Genomic DNA, 11707 nt, shown 5'->3' with positions numbered 1-11707 from the left:
TGGTCGACACAATCCTGTACCGGCTAAACTTGCCGTTGCTGCTAACCGTTTGGAGCGTCAATAAGGCTGTGGAATCTCGCCATCATCCTCGCCGTCGTCGCGCATGCGCGCCTGGCGCTCGGCTTCTTCTTCTTTGGCGTCGTCGATGACTTCCATCAGTTCATCCACGTCGGCAATGTGGGTATCAAAGTCGAAATGACCGGTGAGCTTGCTGTCGGGATGCAGCTCGCCGGATTCGTACAGCGCCCACATTTCTTTGCCGTAATGGGTGTCGAGAAGCGCGGGGGCGTACTGGCCGAAGTAGTTGCGCATGTTATCCACATCGCGATACAGCATCGCCGCGGCGCTGTTATTACCGGCGGCGTCAACGGCCTGGGGCAGGTCGATAATCACCGGGCCATGGGCATCCACCAGCACGTTGAACTCCGACAGGTCGCCGTGGATCAAACCGGCGCACAGCATGCGCACCACGTCCTGAATCACCTTCGCGAAGTAGGCCTCTGCCTGCTCCGGTGTCAAGGTGACTTCATCCAGGCGTGGAGCCACGTTGCCGTCGGCGTCGGTGATCATTTCCATCAGCAGGACGCCATCCACAAAGCCGTGGGGCTCGGGTACCCGCACGCCTGCACCGGCCAGCCGGTAAAGCGCATCGACTTCCGCGTTGAGCCAGGCCTGCTCCTGCTCTTTCTGGCCGTAACGGGTTTTCTTGGACATCGCTCTGGCGCGGCGGGAATTACGCTCTTTACGTCCTTCCTGGTACTGGGCCGCCTGCTTGAAGCTACGCTGCTTGGCTTCTTTGAAGACCTTGGCGCAGCGCTCCTCTTCGCCGCAGCGCACCACATAGACCTGGGCTTCCTTACCGCTCATCAATTGCATCAGTACTTCGTCGATCATGCCGTCATCAACCAAGGGCTGTAATCGTTTAGGAATTTTCATGGGTCGCTGCGTTGGCTCCTTTTCAGTTCACGCTCAAATAGACACTTAATGGCGAATGCGACGGACGCGAAAGGCTCGCCCTTTCAACTTATCACGCTCAAGCTTTGCCTGGGCCTGCTGAACTCTGTCCCGCACAACCGCCACGTAGGCGCTGCGAGCAAGCACTTTTATCTTGCCTACCTGGTCTCCGCGCAAGCCGCCTTCACTGGTCAGTGCACCCAAAATATCGCCGGGGCGCAACTTGTCTTTCTTGCCACCGGCCAGTTGCAGGGTGGCCATGGGCGGCTCGAACGGCAAAGCGTTCGTTGCCTTGGGCAGCGGCTCGGTGGTCAGGGTTTCACCCAGCACGTCGGCCAGCTTTTCCAGCCGATAAGTCTCCTTGGGGGTTACCAGGGTACAGGCAATGCCGCTCGCCCCAGCCCGCCCGGTGCGCCCCACGCGGTGGACGTGGACGTCCAGCTCACGGGCGATCTGGTAGTTGAACACCGCATCCAGTTGGGCGATATCCAGGCCACGGGCCGCCACGTCGGTGGCGACCAAGATAGACGCGCTTTGATTGGCAAACAAGACAAGCAGCCGGTCGCGGTCTTTCTGCTCCAGGTCGCCGTGCAGCGCGACCGCACTAAAACCGGCATCGACCAGTTGGTCGGCCACCGCCTGAGTCTCGCGCTTGGTATTGCAGAACACCACGCTGGTGGTCGGCCGGTTAACCAACAGCAACTGTTTGAGTGCCGCAAAGCGGGCGTCTTCGCTCGCGACCTGGTAGAAATGCTGGTCGATGGTGGTGGCGTCATGAACCTCGGCCACCTTGACCGTCACCGGGTCGCGCATCACGCCGCGCGTCATCGCTGCCAGCCCGCCGGATGCCTGCTCGTCCGGGAAGGTGGCGCTAAACAGCAGCGTCTGGCGGTCGGCCGGGGTGTCGGCAATGATGGCGTCAATCGTTTCCTGAAAGCCCATATCCAGCATGCGGTCGGCTTCATCCAGCACCAGGGTCGTTAGCGAACCAAGCGTCAGAGAGCCTTTGCGCAAGTGCTCGTCAATGCGCCCCGGCGTGCCCACCACGATATGCGCGCCGTGATCCAACGATGAAAGCTGTGGCCCCAGCGGCGCTCCCCCGCACAGGGTGAGGATTTTCACGTTGGGCATTGCCCGGGCCAGGCGGCGTAGCTCCTCAGCCACCTGATCAGCAAGCTCCCGGGTGGGGCACAGCACCAGCCCCTGAACGGCAAACGCCTCGACGCGCAGCTCGGCCAGCAATGCCAGCCCAAAGGCGGCGGTTTTACCCGAGCCGGTCTTGGCCTGGGCCATGACATCGCGGCCAGCCAGCATGGGCGGCAGGCTTTGTGCCTGAACCGGCGTCATGTGGTGATAACCCAGAGAGTCGAGATTACTGGCAAGTGCGCTTGGCAGTGCCAGAGAAGCAAAAGAAGTGTCGGACACGGAAAATTCCTGAAGGGGCGAAAATACCCCGCTAAGCATGAGCGGCCTTAATGCCTCGCACCATACCAGAAAGCGCCCCCTCGCGCCTTGTTGTCATGCCTGGATAGGAGCCAGTTGCGCTTGGCTGAGTGCTTGCAGGTCCTTGGGCGCCAGCTCAATTTCAAGCCCTCGCCTTCCAGCGCTGACATAAATCGTGGCAAAGGTTTCTGCAGAACGGTCGATAAAGGTGGCCAGACGCTTTTTCTGCCCCAGCGGGCTGACACCGCCCAGCACATACCCCGTTGTGCGTTGCACTTCATCGGGTTGCGCCATGGCGGCTTTTTTGGCACCGGCGGCTTTGGCGATCTGCTTCAGGTTCAACTGCCCGGTGACGGGCACAATGCCCACCGCCAGTTGCTTGCCATCCAGCTTGACGACCAGGGTCTTGAACACCTGTTCAGCGGCAACACCCAGCTTCTCGGCCGCTTCCAGGCCGTAGGACTCGGCAGCCGGATCATGATGATATTCGTGGATTTGGAAGGCAATGCCAGCGTTTTGGGCACTTTTAATCGCGGGAGTCATGTCGTTCTCTTCAGTTAAAGGCATCAGCCAGCCTGGAGCTATCAGTAGCTTCTGCTAATATTGATAGCGTGATCAAGCACAGTGCGTCAACTGAGTAAAACGCATACCAAAACGCCAGCTTAACGTTCAGCTGGCGTTTTGGTTGACATTGCATACAGCATAGCGGTCAGTTGCAGGAAACCACTTTACGCAAGGTATCTTTCGCCCACAGCGTTTGGCCATCGGGCGTGCGGCCATGGTCGTTCCAACGCTCGGCTGTTTCCAGACAGAATGAACCGGCGCTTTCAACGGTCGTATCGCGGTTAGCGGGACGCTCACCACCAATTCGCATGATATCAGGGTTGTCGCTGGTGTAGCTTGGGGCAATGGTAGAAGTTGCACAGCCAGCAACCAGTGAGGTCAATAGCAGTACAGGCAAACAGCGGCGCAATGGCATGTTTTTACGACCCTCAACGTAACACTCTTAGACCGACACCTATTGTCGGCAGCACTTAATAGCACCGCCTTCAAGCAGACGTCAATCTTTTTCGTACGTTTCGGTCAGCGGCATAAGAGCAAACGGTAACGCCGTCAAATAAATGTCCGCATGGTGTCAGAAAGCGCTCATTCGGCGTTGACATCGTTCGTTGAAATAGATTTATTGGCAAAAAACGCCAATGCCTTCCAAGCTATTAAAAAGCGCTAAATAAGGAGGTACCAGGACACGCCATCTTAACGACACAGGCAAGTGTCATTAGGACGTAAGACGCACCTGCCAGTGTCGACGTTGCCGTCAACCACGGAGTGAATGCCACGATGGTACGACTCGATAAGAAAGCAACCAGGCTTTACGTTTTGGACACCAATGTCCTGATCCATGACCCCGCCGCGCTCTACAATTTTGACGAGCACGATGTCGTTATCCCCATGACCGTCCTTGAGGAGTTGGATAAGCACAAAAACGGTATCCGCGAAATCGCCCGTACAGCGCGCCAGATAAGCCGTACGCTTTCAGACCTCACCAGCCAAGTCACCTTCGACGAAATTCAAAGCGGTATTCCGATTCCACGCATCACCGGCGAATCCGGCAAGCTGCACTTTCTTTGCTACCGTGACCTCAAACCCTTTGATTCCCTGGACGACAGCCCCGATAACCGTATTCTCGCCGAAACCTGTCGGCTACGCGAAGAACGCCCCGATGCCTCGGTGATCCTGATCACCAAGGATATCAACCTGCGGGTCAAGGCGGCGGCGCTGAAAGTCCCGGTCGAGGACTACCTGAATGATCGTGCGTTCGACGATAGCGACGCGATGATCGAAGGTGCCCAGGTATACACCTCGGCAGGCCCTCAAGGCGCCTCGCTTTGGGAAGCGCTGAACGTGGACGTGACCGTCGAGCGAGCCGATCATCACACCTTCTACCAACTGAGTGGCGACATGCCGCGTCACTGGCATGTGGGAATGCTGGTGTCGGATAGCGAAAACGGTGCTGAATTCGAAGCGATCGTCCGCGAGCTGGGACCTTCCTCGGCACGGCTTCAACTGCTTACCAACTACCGCCACCATGCAGGCGTCTGGGGGGTTCACGCCCACGACAGTCGGCAAAACTTCACCCTTAACCTGCTGATGGACCCGGAGATTGACCTGGTTACCATCGCCGGTAACGCGGGCACCGGCAAAACCTTCATGACCCTGGCCGCCGCGTTTCAGCAGACCCTGGACCAGAAACAGTTCGAACGCATTGTGTTTACCCGGGCGCCGATTCCCATGGGCGAGGATATTGGCTTTCTACCCGGCACCGAGGAGGAAAAAATGTCGCCGTGGATGGGCGCCTTCCACGACAACATGGACAACCTGTTGCGTAATGATGAAGGCGAGTCCACCTGGGATAACGGTGCCACCCGGCAGCTGATTGGCTCACGGGTGCAGATCCGCGCACCGAGCTTCATGCGCGGGCGTACCCTCAACGATACCTTCCTGATCATCGACGAGGCACAAAACTTCACCCCCAAACAGTTGAAATCCCTGGTCACCCGGGCCGGGCGCAATACCAAGATCGTCTGCCTGGGTAACGTCGGGCAGATCGATACCCCTTACCTGACCGCCAATACCTGCGGCATGGCCGCCGTGGTAGAGCGATTCCGCGACTGGCCCCATGCCGGGCATATCACGCTGAAAAGCGTCGAGCGTTCACGCCTGGCCCTGGCCGCCGAAGAACTCCTGTAAACCTTTCAACCCAAGCCCGCCTCCTGCCCTGCGGCAGGAGGCGGCGTGCATCAGATTAGTCGTCGCGTGGATTATCCCGCGGCGTCTGGGTGTCGTCCTGTTCATGCCACGGATGCTGACGGCCCAGGGTGTCGGCAGCATAGGCCTCGCGCGCTCCCGGCGGGCGTTCCTTGCCAATGGTCGTGTCCTGGCGTGTCTGGCGTTCCAGCTCGCAGTTGATTTCGGCTCCCAGTAACACTACAAACGCCGAGAGTAAAAACCACAGCATCAACACCACCACGGCCCCAAGAGAGCCGTACAGCTCGCTGAAGTTGGAGAAATAGCGCACGTACAGCGAAAGCCCACCCGACCCCAACAGCCATAGCAGCGTTGCCACCATGGTACCGACGCTCAGCCATTCCCATTTGGCGGCACGCCGATAGGGCGCAAAACGATAAAGCAGGGCGATGACAGCACTCATCATCACCAGCAAGGCCGGCCAGCGCATGAAATCGATGATCCGGTCCAGGGGTGAAACAACCGCCAATGCATCGACCAGCATCGGCACCAGGCCTATGAACCCAAGCGTCAGAAGCGTCATGCCAATCATGCCGAACGTCATGGTGGTCACCAGCACCGCCAAGCGCCAAACGCTGCGTTGTTCCTGTTCGCCATACACCACGTTCAACCCCACGATCAGGCCACTGACGCCCTTGGAGGCGATATACATGGCAATCAACAGGCTCACCAGCGCCGCCATCTCATTACTCGACCCAACGCTATCCACCACATCCTGGGCCTGGTTGTCGATCAGCTCGGCCGCCTCGGGGGGCATCAAACGGATGAGGTTGTAAAGTTGCTGGCTTGCTTCATTCGGGTCGAAAAACAGCCCCCAAATGGAGATCACCGCCGCAATGGTCGGAAACAACGCAAGCAGCGCATAGAAGGCAACACCCGCCGCCAGCAGCGTGATGCGGTCACGGCGTGCCGAGCGCAAAACACGCCAGATGATGTCATGCCAGCCCGGTTTGGGAATTTCGTTGGGGAGTTCGGCTTTGCGACCACGGGCAAATTTACCCATCGACCTCTCCCGGCAGACGTATCATCGCTGGCCTTCCCATATCAATAACACCGCAAGTAATAAGGCAAGTGCCATCATCAAACCACTTACATGATGGCGCATCCAGTTTTCAGCCTCCAGCATGCGAGTTAATGCGTCCATCAAGCTACGTTCAGCCTGCCGACATGAAACCACGCACGCCGTTTTCAGCTCGGAACACCCACGGTTAATACGTTTGACAGGCCCAAGGCCAGCAGCGATAACACCTGCATATAACCACCAAAGATCACCAGCCGGTGGCGCTGCCGTATTGATAAAGCGAAGCAAGAGGCGACCCGTGGCCACGAGCGCTATGCCGACGGAGAGCGGCCATAGAATCCCCAGCCACTCCTTCAGGGGAGGCATCGTAATGCTCTCTGCGGGTAACGGCAGCCACAGCGGTGTTATCAATGCCGCCGAAATACCCACCAGCCAAGCTCCCCACTGCCAGCCATTGCTGCCCCCGGGCTGACGCTGCTGCCACTGTCGCCAAAGTGCAACGCTCACAAGCGCTGCCGTGCCGACGGCTGCCCAGCTAAGCAGCTTGATCAAGGTGTCATGCTCCATCTCGTAGAGCGGACTTTTGACAGCCCACTTAGTCACCATGCCCGCGCCGATGGCACCCGCCAGGGAAATACCCGGCAGCGCCAGAAGTGGCCAGATTAAAGCCAGCGACCAGCGCGGCATATGCTCGCTGATGCTGGTCCCCATGAACAGCGTGCCTTTAGCCAGTGCGTGGTGGGCAGCAAACAGCACGACCCCCGGCCAAAGTATTGACCAGGCGTCCGGAGCAACCAGCCCCATCGCCACCAGCGCTGTCAGCATGCCCATCTGGCTGATGCTTGAATAAGCCAATACGGCCTTTGGGTGGTGCTGAAAAACCCCGTAAAATGCTGCCAGAAAAGCGGCTGCGAGCCCCGCCACGAGCATCACCTGACCCAATTGCGTCAGCGGCGCTGACATCCCTGCTTCGCCCAGGGGCAATACGCTGATCCAGCCCAGTAGCCCCGCTTTGATCATTGTACCGCTCAATACCGCGCTGGCAGGCGCAGGCGCTACAGGGTGGGCCAAGGGCAACCATACGTGCAGCCCGATAACACCGGCCTTGACCCCAAAGCCCAGGCACAGCAAGGCAGCCATCCAGGCGCCATGCTCTGCCACCAGGATGCTTTCGCGTACCCCCTGAAGTGTCAGGGTGTCGGCTTCACCCGCTGACCACAGAAAGCCGCCAAGGATCAGCCCCTCTCCCACGATAGCCAGGATGATATAAGCCTTGGCCCCCAAACGGGCTTTATCGGTGCCGCTATGCACCACCAGCGCGTAGGCCGCAAAGGTCATCAGCGCAAAGCCCAGGTAAAAACTGGCAATATCCTGCGCGATGATCAGCATCACGTTGCCAAGCAGGGCTAACGGCCACAACAGCGATAAGCGCGCCAGCCGACGCTGGACAGCTTGATCACCGCTCTGGGCTTGAGACTGCTCGGCGGCAAAGTAGCCTCTGGCATGCACGGCTGCCAGGCTCCATAGTAAAGCGGTAAAGGCCAGCCACGGTCGGGTTAGCGTGTTCAACTCCCACTCCCCACCCAGCATCCAGACATCAATTGTCCACTGGACCTCGCCGCCGTAGGCTAACAACAATGCTGGCCAGGCGGCGCTTAGCCACCACCATGAAAAGTAGTCATGCCTTCCGGCAGGGGCGCGATAAACCTGCCACGCTACCAGCATCGCCACGCCGAGCGGCCATAGCAGTGAGAGCACCAACAGCAACGACATCATGGCAGATACTCCCCATAGGCGACCCGGCTTGCCCAGTCCAAGGGGCTAAACGGCAAGCCTGCCAACAGTCCCGCGCCCAGGCTTGCCAGAGCTGTAAATACCATGGGCCAAAGCAGCCAGCCATGGGTCTCCAAACGACCTAAACGCTGCTCTTTCGGCCACTGCCCTTGCCCGTGCGCAGGCCCTGTACGGAACCACAGACGGTGCAGAATCGGCAGGAAATACATTGCGTTGAGGCTACTGCTCGCCACTAACACAGCGACCACCCAGTACATCTGAGCCTGAACGGCACCCACTCCGAGATACCATTTGGTAATAAACCCGGCCAAAGGAGGCAGCCCGATCATGCCCAGCGCCCCGATGGTAAAGGCGAGGCTGGTGAGCGGCATGCGCCGCCCCGCGCCGTCCATTTCGTCAATGCGATGGACACCCAGCTCTTCGGCGTAATTGCCTGCACAAAAGAACAGGGTGACTTTCATCAACCCTTGATGGAGCAGATGCGCCAGTGCACCAATCGTGCCGAAAGGACCAAACAGACTGACCCCCAACACCACATAGGAGACCTGGCTGATAGTCGAAAACGCCAAGCGTGGCTTGAGCTCTTGCTGGGCCAGCGCGCGCAACGAGCCGTAAATAATCGTGATGGAAGCCATCACCGCCAATGCCGTGGTAACGCCAAGCTCAACGCTCAGCTCAATACCGTAAAGGTCGTAAATCACTCTCAATATACCGAAGGCGCCGGCCTTCACCACGGCCACCGCATGCAACAGAGCGCTGACCGGCGCAGGGGCGACCATCGCCCTGGGGAGCCAGCCATGCAGCGGCACCATCGCGGCCTTGACAGCCAGACCACCCACCAGCAAAGCAAAAATCAGCAATAGCAGGCCCCGGTGATCTGCCAGGTAGTTGCCAAGGCCTGCCTCCGATGAAAAGGAGTGCTCACCGGTCAGGGCATATAACAGAACAGCCCCGAGCAGCAACACGACGCCGGCGCTTAGCGTATAGCGCAGGTAAATGCGTCCAGCATCGAGGGCTTTTTGAGTGCCCGCATGTACCACCAGCGGATAGGTGGAAAGCGTCAACATCTCGTAAAAAATCAGGAAGGTGAACAGGTTGCCTGCCAGCGCAATCCCCAAGGTACTGGCAACACACAGGCTGAAGAAGCCAAAGAAGCGCTTCCGATTGGCCGAACCTTCCAGATAACCTATCGCGTACACCGTCGTACACAGCCAAAGCAGTGACGAAAGCCCGGCGAACATCACCCCGAGCGCGTCAGCACGCAGCACGAAATCAACGTTACCCACTATCTGAAAGCTGAACGTATCTTCATGTCCCGCCGAAACACGCACAGCCATCAGGCCTACCAGTATTATTTTACCGACAGCCGCCAACAGGTTGGCGCTGGTCCGCAGTCGCCGCGCGTTCTCAGGCAACGTGAAAATGACCACCGCGGCCAAAAGCGACGTCAAAAGCGTCGTTAACGGAAGCCAAGCCGCGTTCATGCACCACCTCCGTGTAGCAACGTCAGTGGGAAATGTGCCAGCAGCCCCAGCGCAAAGGCGGCTAAAGCAAGCGTGAGTGCGATAAGATCCATACCCGGAGCAAGTGGTTGGTAGTGATGGTGCGGTGCTGACTCGTAAAACGAGTAGCGAAACAAGCGAAATACATAGGCGGCCGTCAGCAACGACCCGATTAACAGCGCAGCGATGGCCCACCACTGCTGAGACCTGACCATAGCGTCAAGTAGCAACCATTTAGCAGTAAAACCAGCGCTGGGGGGTAAGCCCATCAACGTGACCGCGGCAACCCCCAACACCAACAGCGACAGCGGCATCCGTCGGCTAGTGCCCGCCACCCCCTTGAGCGTACTCTCCCCCGTTGCCAACATCAGGTTGCCAGCGGCCATGAACATCGCCGCTTTGGCAAAAGCGTGACCGATTAGCTGGAGCCAGAAACCGTCCCAGGCTAACGCACGGGATAGCGGCGCAACATCCGGCCCCAGCAGCAACGGAAACACCACCATGAGGTAGCCCAACTGCGCCACGGTGGACGAAGCCACCAGGGTTTTAAGTGAATCGGTACGCCATGCCAGCAGCCCGCCCCATACAATCGCCAGCATGCCCAGCCAGGCGATAACACGCGGGGCGTAGAAGGCATCAGGGAGCAGGATGCTCCACAGCTGCAGCAGTATAAACAGCGATGCCTTGACCACCAGCGCCGCATGCAGCGCGCTTACCGGCGTCCAGGCGCTCTCATGAACGGGGGTCAGCCAGGCATGCAGGGGAAATAGCGCGGCTTTCAAGGCCAGCCCGGCGCCTATCAATGCGGCGGCAAACCACGCCACCGGTCCTGGCTCTACGACCTCAGCCAAGCCTGGCAAATCCAGCCGACCCCAGTGACCCAAGATCAGCGCCACCCCAAGGAGATAGGTAAGCGAACCCACCAGCGCCAGCAGCAGATAGCGCATTCCTGCCACGAGTGCGGACGCCTTTGCCGATAGCATCAGCATGCCGACCGCCGCCAGTCCCATCAGCTCAAGTGCTGCATAGAGCGTCAACAGGTCGGTGGCCAGCCAGATTAACGACAGTGTACTGAGCACAACGCCCATCAGCGGCCACAGCCAGCGTGACAAGGGTCCAGGTTCGCTTAAGCGCAGATACCCAGGTGTATAGAGCGCTGCCGCAACGCCAATCACCTGGGTCATTAACAGCATCAGCACGCTCAGCCCATTTAAACGCAACGACAGCTGAATCCCGGCGATATCCCATTGCCATCGCAGTGGTCCCGCTTGATCATAAGCCGATAGCAGCATCAGCCCAGAGGCCAATACCGGCACACTGGCTAGCAAGACGGGCCATGCCTGCCGAGGAGGAAGGCGTGCCGCCAGCATGCCCAGCAGTAACGGCAAGCCAAGCGCTGCAACCAGCGCCCAGTGTGTCGACGCCAGGGGCTCAAAGGTGCCATCAAAAAGGCCAAAGCGCCAAATCATATAGCGCTCTCCTTGGGGTTACCGTCACGCCCCAAGGCCTCTACGCCTTCCAGGTGCAACAGCCGCCTAATCAGTAGCGCACCCAGCATTGTCCCCAGCCAGGCGACCACCAGCCCGACGCTGATGAACGCCTGGGCCGCCGCCGAGGTACCCGCCACACCCGCCAGCAGCATAAACACCCCTGAGCCGAGCAGATTAAATGCCAGCAGGCGGCGCAGTAGATGACGGTGAAGTGCAAAGGCGCCCAAGGCACTGGCGGCAATCACCACCCCGGCAAGCAGCAACGGGTGCTCTAAGGGTGAATACGCCATGTCGGCAATGACCGTGCGAATCGCGGCGCCCACCATGCCAAACCAGGCAAGCGCCAAGAGCACCCGCATCGCCACCCGGGATCCAGGCTCGCTGAAGGTATCACGCTCAAGAGAAGAGGAAGCGCTGGGAAGAACGTGGCCCAGGGCATAAAAAAAACACGGGCCGGTTAACCCTAACCCCAAACCCAGTTCAGCGGCTGCCAGCCAGGGAGCGCCAAGTAGCCACCATGCCAACGTCATGGCAGCCGCAAAGAACACAAAAAAGTAGCAGGCACGCACCAGATGGCGATCAAACAGGCACACCAGTGCCGAGCCTGTCAGGCCCAGCGCCAGCAGTACTTCTATTACATCAAAAGCGGCTATCGCCTCAAAGAAAGCTATCATTCGTTTTCGCTACGTCCTTGCATC

10 protein-coding genes are annotated in these 11707 nt (G+C 58.9%); 1 reads left to right on the top strand and 9 read right to left on the bottom strand.

Annotated elements, in window-relative coordinates:
- Positions 1 to 57: 57 nt before the first annotated feature.
- The 4 genes from BMX75_RS07200 to BMX75_RS07185 form a co-directional block, all read right to left on the bottom strand.
- Entirely contained in the window at positions 58 to 936 is an 879-nt protein-coding gene (locus BMX75_RS07200; RefSeq protein WP_092826621.1) for a PA4780 family RIO1-like protein kinase, read from the bottom strand.
- A 45-nt stretch (positions 937 to 981) separates the two neighbouring features.
- Positions 982 to 2379, bottom strand: a complete 1398-nt coding sequence (gene dbpA, locus BMX75_RS07195; RefSeq protein ID WP_092827030.1) for an ATP-dependent RNA helicase DbpA — start codon at positions 2377 to 2379, stop codon at positions 982 to 984.
- 93 nt (positions 2380 to 2472) lie between these two features.
- Complete coding sequence (ybaK, locus tag BMX75_RS07190) at positions 2473 to 2940, bottom strand: Cys-tRNA(Pro) deacylase (protein WP_092826619.1); 468 nt, start codon at positions 2938 to 2940, stop codon at positions 2473 to 2475.
- 166 nt (positions 2941 to 3106) lie between these two features.
- Positions 3107 to 3376 (bottom strand): hypothetical protein, encoded by a 270-nt coding sequence (locus BMX75_RS07185; protein ID WP_092826617.1) that lies wholly within the window; start codon positions 3374 to 3376, stop codon positions 3107 to 3109.
- Between the two features lie 359 nt (positions 3377 to 3735).
- On the opposite strand from BMX75_RS07185, the gene BMX75_RS07180 reads away from it, so the two are divergent.
- Positions 3736 to 5145, top strand: coding sequence for a PhoH family protein (locus BMX75_RS07180; protein WP_092826615.1), 1410 nt, complete (start codon positions 3736 to 3738; stop codon positions 5143 to 5145).
- Positions 5146 to 5200: 55 nt separating this feature from the next.
- Here the strand turns inward: BMX75_RS07180 and BMX75_RS07175 are convergent, their stop codons facing one another.
- The 5 genes from BMX75_RS07175 to BMX75_RS07155 are packed head-to-tail and all read right to left on the bottom strand — an operon-like array spanning position 5201 to position 11683.
- Positions 5201 to 6205 carry a YihY/virulence factor BrkB family protein gene (locus tag BMX75_RS07175; RefSeq protein ID WP_092826613.1) on the bottom strand — a complete coding sequence of 335 codons (1005 nt, stop codon included), beginning with the start codon at positions 6203 to 6205 and terminating at the stop codon, positions 5201 to 5203.
- Positions 6206 to 6226: 21 nt separating this feature from the next.
- Positions 6227 to 7999, bottom strand: coding sequence for a complex I subunit 5 family protein (locus BMX75_RS07170; RefSeq protein WP_092826611.1), 1773 nt, complete (start codon positions 7997 to 7999; stop codon positions 6227 to 6229).
- A complete protein-coding gene (locus tag BMX75_RS07165) occupies positions 7996 to 9501 on the bottom strand; it encodes a proton-conducting transporter transmembrane domain-containing protein (protein ID WP_092826609.1) in 1506 nt (501 codons plus the stop codon). The genes BMX75_RS07170 and BMX75_RS07165 overlap by 4 nt, the downstream gene beginning before the upstream one ends.
- Positions 9498 to 10988, bottom strand: a complete 1491-nt coding sequence (locus BMX75_RS07160; RefSeq protein ID WP_092826607.1) for a complex I subunit 5 family protein — start codon at positions 10986 to 10988, stop codon at positions 9498 to 9500. The genes BMX75_RS07165 and BMX75_RS07160 overlap by 4 nt, the downstream gene beginning before the upstream one ends.
- Entirely contained in the window at positions 10985 to 11683 is a 699-nt protein-coding gene (locus BMX75_RS07155) for a hypothetical protein (RefSeq protein WP_092826605.1), read from the bottom strand. Before BMX75_RS07155 ends, BMX75_RS07160 begins: the two co-directional genes overlap by 4 nt.
- Between the last annotated feature and the right edge of the window lie 24 nt (positions 11684 to 11707).

Origin of the sequence: Vreelandella subterranea (genome assembly GCF_900111305.1) — a bacterium.
Taxonomy (GTDB): domain Bacteria; phylum Pseudomonadota; class Gammaproteobacteria; order Pseudomonadales; family Halomonadaceae; genus Vreelandella; species Vreelandella subterranea.
The sequence above is the reverse complement of the archived record's forward strand: the minus strand, read 5'-3'. Positions and strand labels throughout refer to the sequence as shown.